The 24,120-nt window shown below is 33.2% G+C and carries 17 protein-coding genes, 2 tRNA genes, 1 CRISPR repeat array and 1 riboswitch; of the genes, 9 read left to right on the forward strand and 10 right to left on the reverse strand.

Annotated features, from left to right (window positions below):
- Positions 1-9: 9 nt before the first annotated feature.
- Positions 10-111, reverse strand: a riboswitch (SAM riboswitch).
- A gap of 152 nt (positions 112-263) precedes the next feature.
- The 7 genes from QZ136_RS10860 to era form a co-directional block, all read right to left on the reverse strand.
- Positions 264-1,001 carry a Bax inhibitor-1/YccA family protein gene (locus QZ136_RS10860; RefSeq protein ID WP_291403402.1) on the reverse strand — a complete coding sequence of 246 codons (738 nt, stop codon included), beginning with the start codon at positions 999-1,001 and terminating at the stop codon, positions 264-266.
- A 108-nt stretch (positions 1,002-1,109) separates the two neighbouring features.
- Positions 1,110-1,676 (reverse strand): hypothetical protein, encoded by a 567-nt coding sequence (locus tag QZ136_RS10865; protein WP_291403404.1) that lies wholly within the window; start codon positions 1,674-1,676, stop codon positions 1,110-1,112.
- Positions 1,677-1,691: 15 nt separating this feature from the next.
- The gene (gene murQ, locus QZ136_RS10870) at positions 1,692-2,501 is read right to left on the reverse strand and encodes an N-acetylmuramic acid 6-phosphate etherase (RefSeq protein WP_291403406.1); all 810 of its coding nucleotides are present in this window, start codon (positions 2,499-2,501) and stop codon (positions 1,692-1,694) included.
- A gap of 114 nt (positions 2,502-2,615) precedes the next feature.
- Positions 2,616-4,829, reverse strand: a complete 2,214-nt coding sequence (locus QZ136_RS10875; protein WP_291403408.1) for a TonB-dependent receptor — start codon at positions 4,827-4,829, stop codon at positions 2,616-2,618.
- A gap of 207 nt (positions 4,830-5,036) precedes the next feature.
- Complete coding sequence (locus QZ136_RS10880; RefSeq protein ID WP_291403411.1) at positions 5,037-5,225, reverse strand: hypothetical protein; 189 nt, start codon at positions 5,223-5,225, stop codon at positions 5,037-5,039.
- A 14-nt stretch (positions 5,226-5,239) separates the two neighbouring features.
- Positions 5,240-6,541: a ribosome biogenesis GTPase Der gene (der, locus tag QZ136_RS10885; RefSeq protein ID WP_291403413.1), complete on the reverse strand. Its 1,302-nt coding sequence runs from the start codon at positions 6,539-6,541 to the stop codon at positions 5,240-5,242.
- A gap of 261 nt (positions 6,542-6,802) precedes the next feature.
- A complete protein-coding gene (gene era / locus QZ136_RS10890) occupies positions 6,803-7,681 on the reverse strand; it encodes a GTPase Era (RefSeq protein WP_291403415.1) in 879 nt (292 codons plus the stop codon).
- A gap of 107 nt (positions 7,682-7,788) precedes the next feature.
- Between era and QZ136_RS10895 the strand changes: the two genes are divergently transcribed.
- From QZ136_RS10895 to QZ136_RS10905, 3 genes are all read left to right on the forward strand, one after another.
- Positions 7,789-7,865: transfer RNA gene (locus QZ136_RS10895), tRNA-Met, on the forward strand.
- Between the two features lie 34 nt (positions 7,866-7,899).
- Positions 7,900-7,971, forward strand: a tRNA-Glu gene (locus tag QZ136_RS10900).
- A gap of 870 nt (positions 7,972-8,841) precedes the next feature.
- On the forward strand, positions 8,842-9,636 hold the full coding sequence (locus QZ136_RS10905) for a Fic family protein (protein ID WP_291403417.1): 795 nt from the start codon (positions 8,842-8,844) through the stop codon (positions 9,634-9,636).
- A gap of 684 nt (positions 9,637-10,320) precedes the next feature.
- Here QZ136_RS10905 and QZ136_RS10910 read toward each other — a convergent pair.
- Complete coding sequence (locus tag QZ136_RS10910) at positions 10,321-11,175, reverse strand: WYL domain-containing protein (RefSeq protein ID WP_291403419.1); 855 nt, start codon at positions 11,173-11,175, stop codon at positions 10,321-10,323.
- Positions 11,176-11,276: 101 nt separating this feature from the next.
- Here QZ136_RS10910 and QZ136_RS10915 point away from each other — a divergent pair, with 101 nt between their 5' ends.
- The 6 genes from QZ136_RS10915 to cas2 all read left to right on the forward strand — a co-directional run bounded on the left by QZ136_RS10915 (position 11,277) and on the right by cas2 (position 18,495).
- Positions 11,277-11,813, forward strand: a complete 537-nt coding sequence (locus QZ136_RS10915) for a hypothetical protein (RefSeq protein ID WP_291403420.1) — start codon at positions 11,277-11,279, stop codon at positions 11,811-11,813.
- Positions 11,814-11,839: 26 nt separating this feature from the next.
- Positions 11,840-12,187, forward strand: coding sequence for a hypothetical protein (locus tag QZ136_RS10920; protein WP_291403422.1), 348 nt, complete (start codon positions 11,840-11,842; stop codon positions 12,185-12,187).
- Positions 12,188-12,610: 423 nt separating this feature from the next.
- Complete coding sequence (gene cas12a, locus QZ136_RS10925; protein WP_291403424.1) at positions 12,611-16,627, forward strand: type V CRISPR-associated protein Cas12a/Cpf1; 4,017 nt, start codon at positions 12,611-12,613, stop codon at positions 16,625-16,627.
- A gap of 62 nt (positions 16,628-16,689) precedes the next feature.
- The gene (cas4, locus tag QZ136_RS10930) at positions 16,690-17,250 is read left to right on the forward strand and encodes a type V CRISPR-associated protein Cas4 (protein ID WP_291403426.1); all 561 of its coding nucleotides are present in this window, start codon (positions 16,690-16,692) and stop codon (positions 17,248-17,250) included.
- Positions 17,244-18,218, forward strand: a complete 975-nt coding sequence (cas1, locus tag QZ136_RS10935; RefSeq protein ID WP_291403428.1) for a type V CRISPR-associated endonuclease Cas1 — start codon at positions 17,244-17,246, stop codon at positions 18,216-18,218. The genes cas4 and cas1 overlap by 7 nt, the downstream gene beginning before the upstream one ends.
- 4 nt (positions 18,219-18,222) lie before the next feature.
- Positions 18,223-18,495: a CRISPR-associated endonuclease Cas2 gene (gene cas2, locus QZ136_RS13460; protein ID WP_363245245.1), complete on the forward strand. Its 273-nt coding sequence runs from the start codon at positions 18,223-18,225 to the stop codon at positions 18,493-18,495.
- 179 nt (positions 18,496-18,674) lie between these two features.
- A CRISPR array of direct repeats spans positions 18,675-20,900; the repeat unit is 36 nt; unit sequence GTTTAAGAGACCCTTTTAATTTCTACTATTGTAGAT.
- Between the two features lie 285 nt (positions 20,901-21,185).
- Here the strand turns inward: cas2 and QZ136_RS10940 are convergent.
- Both QZ136_RS10940 and QZ136_RS10945 read right to left on the reverse strand, forming a co-directional pair.
- On the reverse strand, positions 21,186-22,580 hold the full coding sequence (locus tag QZ136_RS10940) for a serine protease (protein ID WP_291403430.1): 1,395 nt from the start codon (positions 22,578-22,580) through the stop codon (positions 21,186-21,188).
- A 228-nt stretch (positions 22,581-22,808) separates the two neighbouring features.
- Positions 22,809-24,113 (reverse strand): VCBS repeat-containing protein, encoded by a 1,305-nt coding sequence (locus tag QZ136_RS10945; RefSeq protein WP_291403432.1) that lies wholly within the window; start codon positions 24,111-24,113, stop codon positions 22,809-22,811.
- Between the last annotated feature and the right edge of the window lie 7 nt (positions 24,114-24,120).

Consider the following 24,120-nt stretch of genomic DNA (forward strand, 5'->3'; position numbering starts at 1 on the left):
AATGACTTTAACTTATCTTTTCCCGAACATGCGAGATAGAATGTAGCACCTTGTAAGCACAGGTTGCTAAGACTTCGTAGGGTCTAATCCCTCCGTCTTTCTGAATAAGCAGTGCAAAAGTGCAAGATAATTCGCTGAAAAGCAAATTTGTAAGGAGAAATGCCATTTATGACATTTAGATTAATTTGGGGCAAATAAAAAAGGGCTATATTTTGGAATGTGATTACCTATCCTATCACAACAAAATATAGCCCTGAATAATGTTATTTTCTTCCGCCAAATAGACGAAGAAGCATTAAAAATAGGTTGATAAAATCTAGGTAGAGGGTCAATGCACCCATAATTACCATTTTATTTGCGGATGCATCGCCATACTCAATTCCGGCAGCGATACGCTTTAATCTTTGCATATCATAGGCAGTTAATCCCACGAAGAGGGCTACACCAATGAAGCTGATGATATAATCTAGTTGACTGCTTCCTAAGAAGAAATTAACGATGCTTGCAATCACAATTCCTACAAGAGCCATCATTAAAATTGAACCAAATTTGGTTAAATCTGTTTGTGTTCTGTATCCGGCAATGGCCATTACTGCGAATAATAAGGATGCTGAAATAAAACATCCTAAAACAGAAGATGAGGTATAAACTAATAAAATATAGCTCAAACTAATTCCTGTTGCGGCAGAGTATAAAACAAAAATGAGGGCTAGAACAGGGAAGGATAATCTGTTCATACCGAATGACATCACCATAACAAATGCTAATGGAGCAAACATGGCGATAGTTCCTAAAGTTGTTCTTCCTCCAGTTTGTAAATCAATGAGCATACTTAAAAGCCCCTGATCGCTAGAGAATTGCCATGCAAAGCCTGCAGAGAGTGCAAGTGCAATAAACATCCATAAAAATACATTGGGAAGGAAATTTCTTGAAGTAATTCCACCTTCACGCTGAACAATTGGTTCTTGATTGTATTGATAAACGGTTTCTTTCTGTGACATCTTTTTAATTTTTATCGAATTTACTAAAAATGAATAATATTTTATGTGGGAGATAATTATTTAATGTTTTGGGATTAATTAAAAACATTCTGCAATTGCTGAAAATCACTAATTCAGTCTTTTGGTTAATTCCATCTCAACATTTTTATACAACTGGCTAGGCTTAAGATTTCGCCAGGCCATATCATCTAAATTGCCGCCAAAGTTGAGGTAATAATCGATATTATTCCGTTTAAACTCACTAATTACATGTTCCCTAAAGTTTATTCCGGCAATCCAGCCATCTTCCACATCTTGAAACCACTCTTCATAGTAACAATCGTCTGATGAGTGATAGTTGAGTACATTTTCTCCGATGAGGATGAATTTATTGATGCCCTCATCAACCATTAGCTCGATTATTTCACGTTTGAGGGTCATTATATCATTGTGTAGGGCATCATTCCACTCGCCTATAAATTCAATAATGGCAAAACCAGTTTCATAATCGGCAAACAATACTTTTAAATATAATGTTTGAGAGCCGAAGAAATCCCATTGGGGATGTATCAGGTAGTTATAGATTTGCTTATCAAATTCAAATTCGCTATATTTTGTATCATAAAATGGCGAAAGTGGATCTTCAGAAGCGATGTAATCGTCTCTCCAGCGGTAATATGGTTCTATTTCGTGCATTTAAACCTTATCAGATTATTTTGTTGGCGCATTTTCTACCGCCTTACGCACGCTACCATATTGATCTAGAAGCGATTGTGCGGTTTTTTCATCCAGATTAGTAGCCTGCATGATCATGTTAACTGCGCGGCCAACTAATTTTATATTGCTTAACTGCATATCAACCATTTTATTGCCTTTTACCTTGCCTAAACGGATCATAGTTGTTGTACTAATCATATTTAGGACTAACTTTTGGGCAGTTCCTGATTTCATGCGTGTTGATCCTGTTACAAATTCGGGGCCTACAACCACTTCAATAGGGTGTTTTGAGGCTTCAGCTACGGGACTACCAGCATTACAAACAATACAACCCGTTTCTAATCCATTTTCATTCGCCTTTTTTAATCCGCCAATTACGTAGGGCGTAGTTCCTGAAGCCGCAATTCCAACGAGCACATCTTTATCAGAAATATTAAATTCTTGAAGGTCTTTCCATGCTTGTTCTGCATTGTCTTCTGCATTCTCCACTGCTTTACGGATGGCCTTATCGCCACCAGCGATGATACCTACCACCATATCAAATGGAACACCATAGGTTGGAGGGCATTCAGAAGCATCCAAAATTCCAAGACGGCCGCTAGTGCCTGCACCAATATAAAATAGGCGACCCCCATTACTAATCTTTTCTACAATTACATTTACTAAGCTCTCAATGGCTGGAATAACCTTTTCAACAGCTAATGGAACCGATTTATCTTCATTGTTTATGCCTGCTAGAAGCTCGGCTACCGACATTTTATCTAAGTCTGTGTAATTTGAATCTTGTTCTGTAGTTCTTTTCATTGTTAATATTTTCTGGGACTAAAATCGGAATATTATCTTGTAGCTGATAATTATTTGAAAATAAAAAACCCGTTCCGAAATTTCGAAACGGGTTTATAGTCGATTTTGATCGGATTAAAAACTAATTTCAAATCCCGCAGTCACTAATCTAGGTAAGCCCACTCGAATTCCCTCAGGTCTTCTTGTGCTTATGTATCGTTCATTGCTCAGGTTTTTTACAGCAAGGTTTAAGCTCGCATTGGTCTTTGGGATGCGATAAAAAGCATTTGCATCAATAATATATCTGCTTTTTAATTGCCCTGTTCTACCATTTGCAGAAGCTCCAACAGTGTTTAATTCGTCTGTGAACTGCTCGCCGATATAATTTCCAGAGAGCCTGAAGCCAAAGCCATTCAAAAGGTTCATTCCCACAGCATTCCATATCATCACATTGGCTGAGTAGGGTAGGGTATTGTTTTTAACATTCACGGCCTTCCCACCTGTCGCAATAAATCGATCACTGCTGTAAATTGAGTTTTGGAGAGTGAAGCTTGATTCTAAAGTGTAAGAACTTCTAGAGCCAATAATTTTGCCAAAATCAAACTTAAATCCTGCTTCTATACCCTTATGCATGGTTTGTCCGCCATTGATAACTCCAGTTGCATTTAAATTTCCGGAGGAGTTAGACACGGGAATGATTTGATTTTGAAAATCAAGAATGAAGGCCGTAAACTCGGCACTAAGCACATTGCCGATAGCTATACGTGTACCAAGCTCATAATTGGTGCTTAGTTCAGCATCTAAATTGTATGGCACACCTTCGGCAGTAATGGCGTCTTTGATGCGTGGAGGGGCAAAACCTTTATGCACGCCCGCAAATAAATTTATTTCATCGTTTATTGCATAGTTAAATCCAGCACCCGGAATAAGCGCAAAAGTATTGTCGCTCGAAACAATATTCGTATCTCTAATCACATTATTTACATTATTGATGCGATATCTTCCACGTAAAATTTGACGCTCATAATCAAAGTTTTCTAAGCGTAAACCTGCATTTAGGGATAGTTTTTTTGTGATATTGAAGGTGTTTTGTGCATAAGCACTGAATGAGTTTCCTGTTCTAACTTCTTTATCTCGTAAAAGTCCATCGGAAGTATTAGCATTTGAGCCCACTACAAATTGTTCATCTGCTTTTTCGTAGAGATAGCGAATCCCTGTTTCCAGCTCATTTTTAATATTGAGGAAATTATGATTGATGCTTAGGCGGGGTTCAATACCCGCGACTTCAAATTGGCGGTTACGGTTTCCCGTAGAGTTGAGCATGTAAACAGCGCCATTTGCTATGCTAGAATTTCCCCAAATAACACCTGTTTTATTGGAAGCGGATGAATTGAATGAAAAATCCTGTCTTTGCCAGTTGCGGCTTGTTGTATAGGCGTATGCAGTAGTTTTGAGACTTATATTTTCATTGAATTGGAATTGGTGGGTAGTGCTTGCAGAAAGTCGCTTGATGGGTAAATTATCAAAGCCCGCCATTCTCACAAAGTCTTGCTCACCTTGATCGAACATGGTTTGGGTTAAACCGATGTATGTTGAATTTGATTGCTCATCATAAAATCCTAATTTGATTCCAAGATTTGATTTTTCATTGAGTTCGATTTTTATTTTCGCTGATAGGTCGTTAAGTCTGAAATTCGTCATTCCAAGTTCATCGGCTCTCTTATGAAGGTAAGAAACTAAAAATCCGGTTTTTCCAATGGTATTTCCATAAGATGCAAAGCCTGAAAAATAACCGTCTTTTGCGCCTGATAATTTAATTCTAGTTGCTTCGGATGATGGAGGGTCTGCTGTGAAAAAGTTTACTACACCGCCTATGGTTTGCGGACCGAACAGAATTTGTCCGCTGCCTTTTAATATTTCTATTCCCGACATTTTATCGATCGAGGGAGTAAAATACATCTCAGGTTCGCCATATGGGCCTAATGCAATGGGAACACCATCTTCAAGCATAAGTATATTGCGACTTCTGTCAGGGTCTAATCCGCGAATACTAATATTTAATCTAAGTCCCGCACCTTCTTCATCCACCACATTAATTCCTGTCACTTTACGAAGTAGCTCATTGGATGTAAGTGGAGCAAATTGCTTGATGTCTCGTGAACCTAAAATGATTGCTGAACCTGGAGTTTTACTGATTAAACCATCGCGTTTACCAATTATCATGATCTGTGGCATCTCAATGATGGTGCTGTCTGAAAGTTTAGGGGCTTCAGTAGATTTTTTGTCTTGACCAAAAAGACTAACGCTTATAAGTAAACTGGTTAAAAGTACCGTAGATATTCGTATCATTTTATTTAGACTAATTTTAAATAGTCCGCAATGATACGACGAGAATTTGAAAAAATCAAATTATTTAGAATGATTATTAATAATAATTTCTAAATCTTGTTTTTAGGTTCAAATATTGCTTTTGGATGATAATTTCAAGCAATTTGTAGATAGGCGATAGACCTTAAGTTAGATTTATCGCCTAAAAATGAATGGTTTAGGATTGTATTATTTGATAGAGTCTTTTTTAAGACTGTCTTGCATCAAAGAATCAGCCATTATTGCTGAATTAAGCATTGAATCGGCGGCAGCAGCCTCCTGAAGTGAATCTTGCTTGTCAATTGTTTGTTGATCTGTATTATTACAAGCGTAAGAAAACAAGGCTATTGCAGTAATTAGAAATAAGATTTTTTTCATGTTTTAATTTGCTTTTATTTCTGTCTAAAGAATATTTGAATTGGCACTCCACTGAAGTCGAAATGTTCACGTAATTTATTCTCCACAAAGCGCTTATAAGGTTCTTTAATGTATTGTGGGAGATTACAGAAAAAGGCAAACATAGGTGATGAGCCATTAATTTGAGTCACATATTTGATTTTCACGTATTTTCCTTTCACTGCCGGTGGAGGGTAATTTTCGATGATTGGAAGCATCACATCGTTCAATTTGGAGGTTGGGATCTTTTTAAGTTTATTTTCATAGACTTTTGATGCGGCCTCTAATGATTTGTAGATTCTTTGCTTCTCAACAACGGACGTAAATACGATGGGCACATCAGTAAATGGAGCGATTTTTTGATAGATCTGTTCTTCAAAAACACCAGTTGTTTTAGTGTTTTTTTCGATAAGGTCCCATTTATTTACGAGGATAACAATTCCTTTTTTGTTTTTCTCAGCTAAGTGAAAGATGTTAATATCCTGTGATTCAATGCCTTCTACAGCATCAATCATTAAAATCACAACATCTGCTTCTTCCAATGCTTTGATGGTACGCATCACCGAATAAAACTCAATATTTTCTTTGACTTTAGTTTTTTTACGGAGACCAGCGGTATCAATAAGCATAAATTCATGCCCAAATTGATTGTAATGAATGTGTATTGAGTCGCGGGTAGTCCCAGCAATCGGAGTTACAATATTTCTATCGCGGCCGATTAAAGCATTTATTAGGGATGATTTACCCACATTTGGGCGACCAACAATTGCATATTTAGGCAATTGATTTTCATTTTCATCTTCTGGTTCGAAGTGTTTAATAACTTCATCTAGCAGTTCGCCTGTGCCTGAACCCGACATGGATGAAAGGGGATAAATTTCGCCTAGTCCAAGACCGTAAAATACACTTGCATCCGTAATTCTTTGGTTATTATCCACTTTATTGACCACTACAAAAACAGGCTTCTTGCTGCGGCGTAATAATTTAGCGATATCATCATCTAGGTCGGTGATACCTGTTACCACATCCACCATAAAAAGAATTACGGTAGCTTCCTCAATGGCTATCACTACTTGCTCACGTATAGCGGCCTCAAATACATCGTCTGAGTTAGCAACATAGCCACCAGTGTCAATTACTGTAAAATGCTTGTCGGTCCACTCAGCAACCCCATAATGCCTATCACGGGTCACACCACTGAAGTCGTCAACTATCGCTTTGCGGGTTTCGGTTAATCTGTTGTATAAAGTCGATTTTCCCACATTCGGGCGACCTACTATTGCTACGATATTGCTCATTTTTTTTATTTAGTACAAAGTAATTAGTACAAAGTATTTAGTACTCAGTACTGGTTACTCTAATTTTTAAATTATTTCTTATTTTTTTAAAAGATTTTTTTGATGGTTTAATCTCCATTAACTTCACTCTCACATCTCCCATCTCATATTTCACATCTCACATCTCACATCTCATATCTCATATCTCATATCTCACATCTCATATCTCACATCTCACATCTCACATCTCATATCTCACATCTCACATCTCCCATCTCCCCTCTAATCATCATACCCAAAACTCTTCAAATAGTTCTTTCTATTTCTCCAATCGGGGATCACCTTGACAAACATTTCTAAAAACACTTTTTTCTGAAGGAACTCTTCCATGTCTTTACGGGCGTATGTACCTACTTTTTTCAGCATTTCGCCGGCTTTACCGATAATGATATTTTTTTGTGAATCGCGTTCAACAATAATTTCGGAGCTTATACGAATAATCTTTGCTTCATCTTTAAACGAAGTAATAATGACTTCAGTACTGTATGGAATTTCTTTATCGTAGAGTTTAAACACTTTTTCGCGGATTATTTCTGAGACGAAGAAGCGTTCATTTCTATCGGTTAGCGTGTCTTTATCATAATAGGGTGGATGTTCTGGCAGATTATCCATGATGAATTGCATGACTGCAGGTACATTATGGTCATGGAGGGCCGAAACAGCAAAAATGGCTTTAGGTTTAAGTTTTTCTTCCCAATAAAGTATTTTTTCTTTCACCACATCCTCGTTTGACTTATCTATTTTATTGATAATCACTGCGATAGGGGAGCTAGTTTTTGCTAATTTCTCAAGCACATCATTTTCGTCGTACTTTTCGTTAATGTCGGTCACAAATAAGATGATATCTGCGTCGACTAAGGAGCCATTTACGAAACTCATCATCGATTCTTGCATTCCATACACCGGTTTTATCACTCCGGGGGTATCCGAAAAGACTAATTGTGAGTCGGGTTCATTAACAATGCCTAAAATTCTGTGACGAGTAGTTTGTGCCTTTGGAGTGACTATAGACAGTTTTTCTCCTACTAAGGCGTTCATTAGGGTTGATTTACCAACATTTGGTTTCCCAATCAAACTAATAAATCCGGCTTTATGCGACATGAAAAAAATTATTTTAAAATATATTTGCAATGCAAAGAAACGAAATATATCTTTGCAGTCCAATTTAAAAGCAACGGTTTAACGATTGAAGCAATAAATTGTCAGAGTGCGGGATGGAGCAGTTGGTAGCTCGTCGGGCTCATAACCCGAAGGTCGTCAGTTCGAGTCTGGCTCCCGCTACCCAGGTTGAGAAGCTGAAAGACGCTTCAATCTTTAATGGCCCGTTCGTCTAGGGGTGAGGACGCCAGATTTTCATTCTGGAAACAGGGGTTCGATTCCCCTACGGGCTACGAAACCCGCTTTACGAGAGTAGAGCGGGTTTTTTGCGTTTGTGGGGTTTGGGAATGGCGTCGTAGAGACACACGGCCGTGTGTCTCATATTTATTATAAATAAAATTTCGTTGATACACACGGTCGTGTGTCTAATATTTATAACAATAAATACACACAATCGCATGTCTAATATTTTCGAAACAGTAAAATTTATAAGAGACACACGGCCGTGTGTCTCTACATCGTGTTTTTTAATCCGTTTAATATTTTCCAGAACATAAATTATTCTAAAATTTAATCTTAGTTATATTTTTATTTTTTAAGAAATTTTTAATAATTTTAAGAAACAAAATACATCAGAATGATCTTTTGCTATTATTAATGCTTCCGAGATTTCTGAGAGTCGGCTGATTGCCTGAGGATAGTTAGTTTTGACATACCTTGTGCCGTCACAATTTATTTAGATGTCGCCTAGCCCAATCGTAAAAAACAAAATATACAAATTTATGAGTCTTAAACGTATCAAAATTAAAATGTTTATCAATTTTTTATTCGCTATTGTAGCTTTTGTTTTTGGCTTAGTATTGGTTATTCATCATGAGCGAAAAATCGGAGAGTTCTTGATGTTATCAGCAGTTGTTTCTAAGTTAAAGGGACTGTATCTCTTGTATTTGTATAATAAGATTCAATCTCAGACCCAAGCCAATGGTCTTAGATCCTAGCTATTGCTTTTAGGGCCTCCTAAGGAATATAAAACCCGCTTTACGAGATTAGAGCGGGTTTTTTGCTTTTGTGGGGTTTAAAATGAGAATATGTTTTTCTGGTTTGGCCTGCGATTTGGTTTAATTCTCTGAAAAGCTGATATTTATAAATTAATTGATGCTAACATGGACTCACTCATAAAAAAATATCAAAGCTTGGATTTGAGTGGGATTTTAAATTTCGAGAAATTTAGCTTGATAGCTATTAGTCATCACTCTACTAAAATTGAAGGATCAACTTTAACAGAACTAGAATCCCAAATATTATTAGATCATGGTTTAACTCCCCAAGGTAAACCACTAAATGATTCGCTCATGGTTCAGGATCATTTTAAAGCTATTCAATTTGTTGTGAGTACAGCAAAAACTCAAGTAGCTGTTTCAGTTTCTTTGATTCAGCAAATACATGCTTTAGTGATGGCAAATACGGGTACAATTTACAAGACTATTTTAGGTGAAGTTGACAATTCTAAGGGAATGTTTAGGAAGGGTAATGTGACTGCAGGGGTGGGTTCTTATTTCCCCAATTTTGATAAAGTTGAAAAATTAACCCATCAAATGGTGGAAATGATTAATTCAAAAATGAAGGAAAATCTTTCAATGGAGGAGAAGATTAATCTTTCTTTTGACGCGCATTTTAATTTAGTAAGTATTCATCCATTTTATGATGGGAATGGACGAACGTCTAGGCTACTTATGAACTACATACAAGCCTTTTATCAATTGCCTTTGGCGCTTATCTATAGCGAAGATAAAAATCAGTATTACCAATCTTTAATTGATACGAGAGAAAAAAACGATATTTCCTATTTTAGAAATTTCATGAAATCTCAATATGAAAAACACTTAAATTCTGAAATTGAAAAATATCAGTCGGATACTAATTTTAATAAGGGAAGTGGCTTTAATTTTATGTTTTAGGCTTTGTTATTGATTTTTGATGTGACAATTATTTAAAGAATCTATATTCTTTATTATTTTACCCTAAACATAATTAATATATTTTATCACTTCATTTAAGCTATTTGACTCTTGAAATTGGTTTCAGATGAAATCATTTAATGTAAAAAACGGTTTGGACTCAGATCAATTTTATTAATTCATGATTCAAACCCAAAGCAATATCCGGCTTGGCAAATGAGAAGGTACTCCAGACTCCTATGATCTACAATTTAAAGATTAAGGAGAACGCATTTAGTGCTTTGATTTGGAAATGTGGGAAATTTTTGGTATATTCTTTCTCCTAAATCATGCTTTTAGGCCAATAAATGCTTATCTGCGCTCATCTGCTAAATCTGCGGGAGCTATTTTTTGTCGCCCCCTAGATTTACTCGAATTTTCGCAATGAACTTCGGAAATATAGAATAGAAAAACGATTTGTTCTTTGTAAAAAAAGCTCTTTAAAAGGTTAAAATGGGCATTTTTTTTATTAAAATTAATCCTGAATTTATAAATAGGATCGAGTCTGAAGACTCTCAATATTTGCTAATCCTTAGAGACCGTTTCGCTGAACTCTAGGGATAGTGGACAGTGGCGCATTTTGTTAGACCATTTATATAACAAACTCATGTCCTTTTAATTTTACCCAAGCCAAAATCATTGCAATTAATTAAATATTGGACTTATAACTGTAATATCCTCTTTTAAACCTTCTACAAATCTTTTAACAGGTAATAGGTTATTAACACTGACTTTTAGCGTATAATTATCTGTTTTTTTATCATATTTTATAAATGGAATTGTTAGTGGAAACTCCTCCTTTAGAAACAAATAAGCTCTTAAGCTAAGAGATAAATGTATTTCATATGTCTTTCCACTTTCCCCAAAACCAAATACATCTGTCTCGCTTATTCGATGTTGGCTTTCAAATTGAAAGGACTTCTCTAAAATTTCAATCCCTGTAATTCGTTCAATATGAAAGTGCTTGATGGTATTGGATTCCACCTCGTATGCCACTATGTGTTGATAGTTGTCTGTAAAATGAATGGGTTCCACTAATCGATCCTCAATGTTTTGCGAGTTAGCTGAATGATACTTCTGGAGTAAAATTTGATGCTTTGTTTGAATGGCAAGGTTTGCTTGTTCTACTAATTTTGACAAATGTGCTTTGAAAAGTTGTTTTCCTTGAATTTTTATTTCGGAGTTAACATATAACTTTTTGAGAAGTCCGTCTTTAAGAGCATGGCCATTCCCCGAAGTTGAAATCAGTTCATTAAGCCAAATAGATTCTTCGGCGGTAAATGTAAAGCCTTCCTCTATTTCATCAGAAAGAATACAAAAGCGATTAAAACTATCTTTTTCTAATTGAAAACCTAATTCACGTAATAAATCAAAATAACGATATACGCTTCTGCTATCAATTTCAAGTGTTTTGGCAAGCGTTCGAATTGATTTTAGTGGCTTGGATTTTAAGAGGTTAATTAATTGAAAAACGCGTAGAATTTTATGTTGGTTGTACATGGCTCTAATTTTCTGACAATTTAGGTCAATTTTCTTTTAGGTTAAAACGATTGACCCAAATTGTCAATATTTTGATGTTTCATTGCATCAAATAAAAATAAATGATGAAGAAAGCAACAATTTTAATAATTCTGTCTGTTATGGTGATGGTGGAGCCAATTGATGCTCAGCAAATCTACACGAGCAATGTGACCATGTATTATGGAACTAAGAAAAAAGTAGGTTTCGATTTTATGACGGGCGAAAAATTAGTCTATGGTGCTGGTTTTGTTGGTTATATCGGCAAGGGCGCTGTTGGTAAAGATTACAGCGAAACGATCGGTCCAAATACCTATAGAGAGGATATTTATGAAATTATTGAAGCCGATAATTTGGGTGTTTACGCACTAATAGGTAGTCGCATATCCAAATATTTCACAATAGCGGCAAAGCTTGGTTTTGCAACTAGAATGAAATACTACAATGGCTATGACAGGCAACAAATTTTGGCTCCAGATGGCTATTGGTACACTGCACAGAAGCTTGATAGTAAAGCATTAATCGGTGCCTTTGCTCAAATTAATGCGGATAGATGGTCGCCATATTTCGGTGTCGATAATTTTAGTGGTGTTAAAATTGGTTTAGGATATAATTTTTAATTCTTAGTAAAATTTTTAAAAAAAACATGAAAAAACAGATTCTTTTTGCCCTTTTAATAGGCTCACTTTTAAGTTGTTCACAAAGTAAAAAAGAGCTATACAATTTAACCGATTCTTTTGTTGAATCATTACAAACTGATTATGATAGCTATGGAATTTTAGATGCTAAGGATCATTCAAAGTTGACTAATGATGGTTTGTATCAAGTTATGCCGCTAGGCCGACTAATAAATGTTAAAATCTTAAATCCCGTAGATGAGGAAGCCTACAAGGAATTACAAGAAGATTTAAAGCATCATTATAAGAATGATAAGAGGGTAAATGATGTTTATATGAATACGGTAGGGACCATTATGATTGATTGTAGAAATTAATACTCAGTGTGCCTTATTAACAATCAATTTAGAAATAGCTTTTGTTCCTTATTTGCTACTGTTGTTTCTAATGTATTTTGATAAGGCAACAATTCAATATACTGAAAATTTCTCGGATTTCAAAAATTTTATGAGTAGGAGCCTTCAAGATCAAATCAAAATTAAATTTTAAGTGAGCGAACTTTACAATGGCATATTGATGTGCTTCGTGCTCATGTGTTTAGAATTTAACGAAAAGGATTAATAAACTTAATTAAAGCTAATTTTTTAATTAAAAAATAATTAAATTTCTATATTTAGAGGTGTTAATGAGTGTAAACTGCAATACCTCGCTTAAAGTATGAGTCAATACAATAAGTACTCAGCATCAGGTTTTTATCCAAAAAACAAGTCAATAAACAAATAAAATCAATCATAAATTATATGAATCAGTTATTAAAAAGATTTACAAATCAATATCAATTATCTAAGACATTACGCTTTGAACTTATACCTCAAGGAAAAACACTTGATTTTATTAAGGAAAAAGGCTTGTTATCTCAAGACGAACAAAGAGCTCAGAGTTATAAAGAAATGAAGGGTACGATTGATGAGTTTCATAAATATTTTATTGATCTAGCTTTAAGCAAGGTTAAATTATCTTTTTTGAGTGATTATGATTGTTTGTATAATCAAAGCGTAGAAAGCAAGAAAGATCCAAAATTTAAGGATGAACTAAAAAAAGTACAAGATGCATTGCGAAAAGAAATTGTTAAATCTTTTTCAGAGGGCGATGCTAAAGGCATTTTTGCAATTCTTGATAAAAAAGAATTGATTACTGTTGAACTTGAACAGTGGTTTGCAAATCAAGATAAAAAAGAAATTTATTTTGACGACAAATTCAAAACTTTCACCACTTACTTTACAGGTTTTCATCAAAACAGGAAAAACATGTATTCTACTGAAGCTAATTCTACTGCAATAGCTTATCGATTGATACATGAAAACTTGCCCAAATTTTTAGAAAATGCTAAATCATTTGCGAAAATTAATCAAGTGCTTGAATTACATCCTCAAATTTCTAATGTTTATAAAGAATTCGAAAAGTATTTAAACGTAAAGTCTATTGATGAAATGTTTGAATTGGATTATTTTAATGAAGTTTTATCCCAAAAAGGCATTACTGTTTACAATAATATTATTGGTGGCAGAACAGCTGAAGAAGGGAAATCTAAAGTGCAAGGATTGAACGAAATTGTTAATTTGTACAATCAAAATAAAGATAAAAAAGATCGTCTTCCCAAATTAAAGCAATTATATAAACAAATATTAAGTGATAGAATTTCACTTTCTTTTTTGCCAGATGCCTTTAAAGATGGAAAACAAGTATTACAAGCAGTCTTTGATTTTTATAAAGTTAACTTACTAAGTTATACCATTGAGGGTCAAGATACTAGTCAGAATTTATTGCAACTCATCAAGCAATTATTACAAAACCTTTCTAGCTTTGATATTGATAAAATTTATCTTAAAAACGACAATAATCTAACTGCTATCTCGCAACAGCTATTTGGTGATTTTTCTGTTTTTACAAGTGCATTGAATTATAGATATGAAACTTTAATCAATCCTAAATTTGAACTTGAATACCTAAAAGCAAATGAAAAGAAACGAGAAAGCTTAGACAAAGCCAAGGCTATTTATACAAAGCAGGATTATTTTTCTATTGCTTTTTTACAAGAAGTAGTATCTGACTACATGAATTCTTTGGATGATAATTCTGACTTATCGAAAAAGTTCACTCCAAATTGTATTGCAGATTATTTCACAAATTATTTTATTGCCAAAAATGAAGAGGATAGTGATAAAACGTTTGATTTATTAGCAAACATAAGTGCAAAATACCAATGTATTCAAGGTATTTTGGAAAATGCTTCTGAATATGAAGATGAGTTGAAACAAGACCAAATTCTGATAGATAATCTTAAGTTCTTTTTGGATTCTATTATGGAATTAGTGCATTTTATAAAACCTCTGCAATTAAAATCAGAAAGTATCACTGAAAAAGACACAGCCTTTTATGATGTGTTTGACAACTATTATGAGACGTTAAATTTACTAATACCACTGTATAATATGGTGCGAAATTATGTAACTCAAAAGCCATATAGCACCGAAAAAATTAAATTAAACTTCGAGAATAAAAATAATTTTTTGGGTGGTTGGGTAGATAGTAAAACAGAAAATTCAGATAATGCAACACAGGGAGGAGGGTATTTGTTTAGAAAGAAAAATAAAATCGGTGAATACGATTTTTTTTTAGGGATCTCAAATGATGTTAAATTATTTAGAAGTCATTTAAAATCTGAAATTACAGAAAATGATTTAAGTGAATTTGAAAGAATGGATTATTACCAATTAAAATCTGCTTCAGTATTTGGGAATAGTTATGTCGGGAATTATGAAGACGATAAAAATAATCTATTTGAAGTTATTTATAACTTTGCAAAAGAAAAAAATAAAAATATTTTAAATGAATTTGATATTTATATTAACAAACAAAATGGTGATATTAAACCAACACCATCGGGCTTATTTAAAATAGTCAATGAAAAATTTTCATTTTTTGTTAATGAGCTGTTAAATTTTGAAGATTTTAATAACGCAAACAATTTAATTATAAATAACTTAAAACAAACAATTCTTTCCTTACATAGAGTTCCCAAATCTCAAACTTATAAGGATATAAATTTCAAAATTTTTACAGAACCAATCAAAGTAATAGAAGATTTGACAAATGAAAAATCGTTTTCATATTTTCCAATAAGTAAAATTGAATTTGAGGATGTTACAAATAGATCCAATAACCCGTTATTTTTGTTTAAAATATCAAATAAAGATTTATCATTCTCAGACTCTTTAGATAATGGATTAAGGAAATTACAAAAAAGAGGAAAAGACAATTTGCATACTTTATATTTTAAAGCATTAATGCAGGGAAATCAAAACATTTATGATATCGGAACAGCTGAAATATTTTATAGAAAAGCGTCAATTAGCCCTAAAAATATAATTACACACAAAGTTAACCGACCGATTAATGCCAAAAACCCATTAACCCCCGAAGCGAAAAACACGTATGAATATGATTTAATTAAAGACAAACGTTTTACGGAAGATAAATTTCAGTTTCATTTATCTATAATTCAGAATTATAAAGAACCCAAAAAACCTAATAAAGATATCAATCAAACGGTTTTGGAATATTTGAAAAATAATCCTGAAGTTAAAATTATTGGGTTAGATAGAGGCGAGCGACACTTGGTTTATTTAACGCTAATAGATCAAAAGGGTAATATTTTGAAACAAGAAAGCTTAAATGTCATAAAGGTTGATAAACATGAAACTCATTACCATACCTTATTGCATAATAAAGAATTGGAGCGAGATAAAGCTCGTAAAAATTGGGGTACCATCGAAAATATTAAAGATCTAAAAGAAGGTTACATTAGTCAGGTTGTGCATAAAATTGCAACAATGATGGTTGTGGAAAATGCTATAGTGGTAATGGAGGATTTGAACTTTGGATTTAAACGAGGTCGGTTTAAAGTTGAAAAACAAATCTATCAGAAATTAGAAAAAATGTTGATTGATAAGTTAAATTATTTGGTTTTGAAAAACAAACAAGCCCAAGAGCTTGGTGGTTTGTACAGTGCTTTACAATTGACCAATAAATTTGAGAGTTTTCAAAAAATGGGTAAACAATCAGGTTTTATATTTTATGTGCCAGCTTGGAACACCTCCAAAATTGACCCGACTACTGGCTTTGTGAATTATTTTTTCACTAAATATGAAAATGTAGAAAAAGCCAAATCGTTTTTTGAAAAGTTTGATTCTATCCGTTTTAACGGGACTTATTTTGAGTTTGAAGTTAAAAACTATTCTAATTTTAATCCCAAAGCTGAGGGTACACAACAGAATTGGACAATTTGTACACATGGCGAAAGGATCATCACTTTCAGAAATACTGAGAAAAACAGTAATTGGGATAGTAAAACAGTTCTGCTAACTGAATTATTTGAAGATTTTATGGGCAAACATCAAATCATTTATGGTAATGGAGAATGTATTAAAACTCAACTGGATTCAAAAAATGACAAATTATTTTTTGAAGAATTATTAAACTTATTTAAGTTGACTCTACAAATGCGAAATAGCGTAACGGGTACTGATGAGGATTATTTGATTTCGCCTGTTAAGAACGCTCAGGGAATATTCTATGATAGCCGTAAAGCGGATGATAATTTGCCTAAAGATGCTGATGCCAACGGTGCATATCATATTGCTAAGAAGGGATTATGGATTTTAGAACAAGTTAATAAAACCCAATCTGCAGAAGAATTAAAGAAGCTAAATCTTGCAATTTCTAACAAAGAATGGTTGCAGTATACGCAGCAATAAATTTACGTTATTTTCAATAAAACCGTGCTTGGTTGCCTCTGCACGGTTTTATTAAATCTTTCATGGAAAATTACATACCCATTTCCTACATCAACGATTTTATTTTTTGTCCACGCTCTATTTACAATCATCAAATGTATCAAAATAGGGATGAATTAGTGTATCAAGGAGAAGTGCAAACAAAAGGAAAGGCGGCACATATAAATATTGATAACAAAAGATATTCTGATAAAAAAAATGTGCTCCAAAATTTTGAAGTTTATTCTGTAAAATATCAATTATTTGGCAAAATAGATGTTTTTGATATTGAAAAGGGGCTACTTACCGAGCGTAAAAACAACATCAAAACTATTTATGATGGCTTTATTTTTCAATTATATGCCCAATATTTTGGGCTCGCTGAAATGGGTTATCAAGTGAAAGAAATGGCCTTGTATGATTTTTCTAAAAATAGAATGTATCCTATTCAACTGCCTGAAAATAACAGAATAATGAAACAAAAATTTGAAAATACATTAGAAGAAATCAATGAATTTTCCTTGTTGCGAAAGGGGTTTAGTGCCAACAAATTTAAATGCGTAAAATGTATTTATAACCTTTTGTGCGATGCATCATTATGCTAAGTTTTCCTGATTTTGATAAGAAAAGAATAGTTGTAGTTTTTGCAATTGAAAGCCAAAAATTTGCCATTCAAAATGACAATTTGATAGTAAAAGATTCGGAGGATAAGGTGATTTTACAAGATACATGTTATCGTATTTTGTCACTCTGGATTGTTGGAAACTGCTCAATTACGAGTGTTTTGCTAAAAAAAAGTAAAAAGCATGGCTTTCCTATTTTCCACTTGGGCGGAAATTTCAGAATGATTGGTTACTGGAATTCAGCTACCGAAGGAAATTTTTTATTACGTTATAGACAATACCTGTATAGCAACAAAGATATTGCTAAGTTATTGGTTGTCAATAAAATATCAAATCAGCTTAAGCTTTTAAAAAATATTAGGATTAAAGGTTTAAGTGAAAAAGAGGCAATTGTTCAACTTGAAACATATAAAGAAAAGATACAAAGTACGCATGAATGGAAAGAAATTTTAGGTACTGAAGGTGTGGCAAGTAAAGTGTTTTTTTCAGCGTACTTCAAGAATACCAATTGGGAGGGAAGAAGACCCCGATCAAAAATAAATGCAATGAATGTTTTAATGGATATCGGTTATACATTTTTGTTTTATTGGATAGAAAATATGCTTACACTTTACGGTTTTGATTTATATAAGGGAGTTTATCATCAAAATTTTTATCAACGGAAAAGTTTAGTTTGTGACATTATTGAACCTTTTAGATGTATAATTGATAGGCAATTAAGAAATTCTTATAATTTGGGACAAATCAAGGATGACGATTTTGATATAGTGCGCAACCAGTATATGTTAAAGCCAGATAAAGCGAAAGAATACACTCGCTGGTTGTTACTGTCAATTCTTGAACATAAAGACGCTATCTTTTATTATTGTAGAGATTATTACAGAGCTTTTATTAGAGAGAAACCCATAACAGATTATCCTTTTTTTGATATAATAGATAATAAAAATTAAAATAATGCTTTTAATATCTTATGACATAAGCAGTAATAAAACAAGAAGCAGTTTTTCTAAATACTTAGGGAAATTTGGACATAGATTGCAATATTCTCTGTTTGAAATTAAAAACAGCAGTAGAATTCTCAATTTAATACAAATTGAAATTAAGAATAACTATTCAAAAAAATTTACTGAAACCGATAGCATCATGATATTCCAAATGAGTGCTAATTGTACTATTACAAAATATGGTTACGCTAAACATCAAGATGAAAATTTGGTTTTGTTCTAGTTTTAATATACTTTTGAGCTGTTTGTGATTTTTACTTTTGTAGATATGCAAACCTCAGTCTTAATTTTTTTATTTCTGACAAAATGTAAAATTTCTTTTAAATCGAATGAATATTTTATTCAAACCTGTTGTTTTTGTATTAAAACTATCGATTTTTAAGACTTTTTGTCAGTCTTAGAGGTTTAAGAGACCCTTTTAATTTCTACTATTGTAGATCCGAATGATCACACCAGGACATCAAACGGTTTAAGAGACCCTTTTAATTTCTACTATTGTAGATGCAGGTAGGTTAGTATTATTAATTGTTGGTTTAAGAGACCCTTTTAATTTCTACTATTGTAGATCCTGCGGTGCTTATTTGCTTATACAGAGAGGTTTAAGAGACCCTTTTAATTTCTACTATTGTAGATACTTATTCTAACCAGTTTTATCCTAATGAGGTTTAAGAGACCCTTTTAATTTCTACTATTGTAGATTGTAAATGGCACTTTAGTTATTCAAAGAGGTTTAAGAGACCCTTTTAATTTCTACTATTGTAGATGATTACAAGGCGATAGTAGATAATTACTAGGTTTAAGAGACCCTTTTAATTTCTACTATTGTAGATGCACTGGTCATTTCAACCCGATTTAATTGGTTTAAGAGACCCTTTTAATTTCTACTATTGTAGATCGTAATCCTAAATCCCATATTTTGTCAAGGTTTAAGAGACCCTTTTAATTTCTACTATTGTAGATCAGTAATTACGGAATTAATTGTTAACAGGTTTAAGAGACCCTTTTAATTTCTACTATTGTAGATTATTGGCACTACGTACGGCAGAATATTTAGGTTTAAGAGACCCTTTTAATTTCTACTATTGTAGATAATGAGCTAAAAAGCAATTCTAAAAGCGGGTTTAAGAGACCCTTTTAATTTCTACTATTGTAGATATTAGATGCTAAACTACTCCAAGCCATGGTTTAAGAGACCCTTTTAATTTCTACTATTGTAGATAACTTAGGTTCGGGAGAAAGAGACAATGGTTTAAGAGACCCTTTTAATTTCTACTATTGTAGATTCAAAACGTGAGAGTGATTTGCTTAATGTTTAAGAGACCCTTTTAATTTCTACTATTGTAGATCCCTAACCCTAACGGTGACTTTTGGTTGTTTAAGAGACCCTTTTAATTTCTACTATTGTAGATAGAGCAATACTCCAGCGGTATCTCAAATAGTTTAAGAGACCCTTTTAATTTCTACTATTGTAGATTGGATGTCAATACAGTACCATCTGTACCGTTTAAGAGACCCTTTTAATTTCTACTATTGTAGATATATCTCATTTACTGCAATAAGAGCTGATGTTTAAGAGACCCTTTTAATTTCTACTATTGTAGATACAAGTTATGGCAAAAGAAACAGTAAAGTTTAAGAGACCCTTTTAATTTCTACTATTGTAGATAGAAGGTAAATGTACCACCTACATTCCTCGTTTAAGAGACCCTTTTAATTTCTACTATTGTAGATAATCCATTCATCCATTTCACGTTAATGTTGTTTAAGAGACCCTTTTAATTTCTACTATTGTAGATTGAAGGCTTATCATGGCATTGATCCAGGTTTAAGAGACCCTTTTAATTTCTACTATTGTAGATATAAATGTGTTTCAATTTCGCTTTGGTGTTTAAGAGACCCTTTTAATTTCTACTATTGTAGATGGTTTTACTCCTTATAATTCTACAAACCGTTTAAGAGACCCTTTTAATTTCTACTATTGTAGATGGCAACACAAGCTGATTACACGAGATACAGTTTAAGAGACCCTTTTAATTTCTACTATTGTAGATACGATAGGGGAAAAACAGAACCAAACCCGTTTAAGAGACCCTTTTAATTTCTACTATTGTAGATAAAGATGAAGCCAACAAGCTAAAAGCAAGTTTAAGAGACCCTTTTAATTTCTACTATTGTAGATATACCTGCTAAAATATAAATTATAATGCGTTTAAGAGACCCTTTTAATTTCTACTATTGTAGATGTTTGCTACCTTCGCTTTTTCTTGAAGGTTTAAGAGACCCTTTTAATTTCTACTATTGTAGATAAATAGCTTCGTGCGTTCCTTTTTCAATGTTTAAGAGACCCTTTTAATTTCTACTATTGTAGATAATCTTTTAAACTTTACACACATGGAAACGTTTAAGAGACCCTTTTAATTTCTACTATTGTAGATACTACACCAAAGAGCGTGCCTCCTGTTATTGTTTAAGAGACCCTTTTAATTTCTACTATTGTAGATAATTACAAGTCTTTTCTCTTGCAATTTGTTTAAGAGCTCCTTTTAATTTCTACTATTGTAGATTACTAATAGTTCTCGGCACGCATAAGCTGTTTAAGAGCTCCTTTTAATTTCTACTATTGTAGATTCGGAGTCCTGTCTATCCTTGGGAAGGTGGTTTAAGAGCCCCCCCCCTTTTAATTTCTACTATCGTAGATAGGTAGCGGTGCGTTGGTTTAAGATACTATTTTCGACCCCAATTTAATTCCCACTATTTTAGATGCACTAGTGGTAAATAGCATATCCATGCTAATATAAATCCCATTCCACAACCCAGTCCAATTTTTCTAAAATGAAACAAACCCAAACCAATAACATTAATTATTGATTTGGGTTCATATCAAAATACTAGAAGATGGAGCTATATGCTCATTTACCTCAGCACAAACTCCTTAATCCCACTTTTATTCCCCGCCAAATCAAATCCAATAATGCAGAACTTAAATGGAAGCTCATTGGCATTAACTTGAGTAGGAATTCTATTAAAAGAAGTGTAGCTACTAAGCTCATTGCAGTTGCATGAGTTTTCGGGACCGTATTTCCAGTCAAATTGGGTTAATTCAGGGTATTTGAAGATTGGTCTTACGTTAAAACCTCCCGATTCTAATTTAACTCTTTCAATTTCAATTAAGCTAGTTGATGGACCAGTTAAATCAACCTTGAACGTAAGGTATTTGATTTGGTCGAAGCGGTTGTCTTTCATCACCGAAACAACATAATAGCCTTCTGTACTAGGTATTTTTCCACTAATAATTGAGCTATTATTGCTGATGAATCCAGATTTATTATTTGCATCAAATTGCAGGAATGATTCTAATTTATATGCTGTATTCGATGGATTTTCAACTTCAATTTCAAAATCTTTACCTACACTATTTGAACTAAAATTTCTAAAGAAGAATTTCATGTTTACTCTGAAATTACTTGGTTTTTCAAAAGGAAATGAAGCCGAATTGATATCAAATACACCCTGACTATTAAAGCAATTCTTGATTTTAGTTGCATCAATAATGTAGGTAGTATTTTCTTTTACAGTTGGCGTTTTCCCGATACCAAGTTCACAAGGAGCACCTAATTCACATTCGCCGGTAGCGCCAATAGTAGTGGTATTAATCATACCAAAGATAGATTTTCCTCCATTTGCAAAAACAGGCGAGCCTGAACTTCCAGGATAAATATCCTTGAAATTGCTTGAAAATAAGCCCCTCCACATCCAAATAAACTCAGAAATATTAGATGAGGGACCAAGAACATCCTCGCTTTTTCTTAAATAAACAGGTGTTAATGAAAGCGGGTATCCATAGGCTTCAATTTTAGCACCAATTGCTGGATAAGCATCTGCAATTTTTAAAGGCTTTATTCCCTTTGCAATTAAATCTTTATTGCTAATATTTAATTCTACTATTGCCAAATCTGTGCCTTTCATAGTTCCATATAAAATGCTTTTGGTATTGACTCTAACATACTGACTTTCAGGAATATCGTTTAGTTTTTTGAAAACAATACTGGCATTCATCGCCTTATTTACTTGAATTTCATTGTCCTGGAACACTTCATTGGTACAGTGTCCGTTGGTAATGACTATGGCTGGAGCATCGGGACTACTATTGGGGATCTCAACAAAAGTAGCGGTACAGGTCATAGGGCCTTCAAACTGGCCAATTGCATATAATTCGTTTGTTGCACTTACTACTTCAGGTACGCTTGTCTTTTTACAAGAATTGAATAAAATTAAAATGAATAAAAAGAGAAAAGAGGGTTTAAACATGTTATACATTTAATATAAATAAATAAATTAAGAAGAGACAAATTTAATCAAATCGAATTTCGAATCATTAAATTATGTTTCTTTATCATTTACGTAAATAAATTAAACGCAAGTTTATATAATGTTATTATTGTGTTGGCTATATTATCCCAGCTTATGAAGAAAAATTGCTAAGACTGGGAATTATTTAATTCACTGGTGTGTGATAATTTATTCTTTATTTTGGTTTTATTCCATCACTTGAACAAATTTTCCGCTATTATTTTTCCACCAAATTTTCCTGCCCTTTGTGCCCATTAAATCTCCAAATAAACCATCTCCAACAACATCAATATCTCCATCTTTATCGTAATCGAATAGATGAATCCACTTGATCCAAGAGTTTTTACCCAGCCCAGAATTGGAAGTAAAATACTTGCTTGTTGCGTCAATAAACGCTGTTCCTGTATTTTGGAATAAATTTAATTCATATCCTTGGTAGCCATTTTTATTACTCATTGTTAATACATCCATATTACCATCCCAATTAAAATCTAAAAAGGCAATATCTATTACTTCTAAGTCTTTTGCTAATGGAATAGCTATAAATTCTTGACGGACAAATTCTTTATTTTTTTGAATAATGATATTTAATTTGCCAGATCCTCCCAAAAATAAATCTAAGAGGCCATCTTTATTGATATCAAATAATTCTACTGTATAATAATTGTCGTCTGATGTATTAAATCCTTTGAACAGGTGGTTTGATAGTTCAAAATTCCCATTCCCTTTATTGATATATGCTGTTGGATGTACAGGAATTACAGCACTGCCTCCAGAATAAGCCACAATATCTACTAAGCCATCATTATTGATGTCTCCTGTTGCGCCACCATGAAAATAGCCAATATCATTTGTTAAATATTGGTATTGCTTTTGGTCAACATGAAAAATACCTATTACATCACCTGGAAAGGGCATGGCATCATAACCAGATGAAAATAATACAATTTCATTTTTCTTATCATTATTTAAGTCGGCAAGTACATTTTTTCGAACCTGCACTAATCCAGGTTGAAGATCATAACTACTTGAAGAGGATTCATATTCTGAAAATAGATGTAAGCCAGGTGCATTGGTTGGCCATGGGTTTTTCCAATAATAAGCCCATAAATCCTTTTTTCCATCACCTGTTAAATCAGTGTATAAATATGCTCCTAAATCATTCCAATAATAGCTTTTGTTAGCAGACCACGTGCTTGTAGTTCTTGTATTATAAGGTATTAAACCATTTGCCGTTGCTTCGAAGCCCCAATATAATGATTGATGTACATTAAACAATTGGTCAAAAGATTTATTCGTGTTATACCAAGATGTGGTTTTGTTAATGCTAGATAATGAGTCTAATGTTTTAAGAGGGTAAACAGTTTTAAGTGTTTCAGGAGGTGTAATTACAAGGGGGGCTTTAACAATTTCTTTTTCACTTGTCTTTTTACATGAGCTTATTGTTTGAAATGCTAATGTAATTAAGAGTAGATATTTAAGTTTTTTCATGATTACA

The organism is Daejeonella sp. (assembly GCF_017495225.1).
In the GTDB taxonomy this organism is placed as follows: Bacteria; Bacteroidota; Bacteroidia; order Sphingobacteriales; family Sphingobacteriaceae; genus Daejeonella.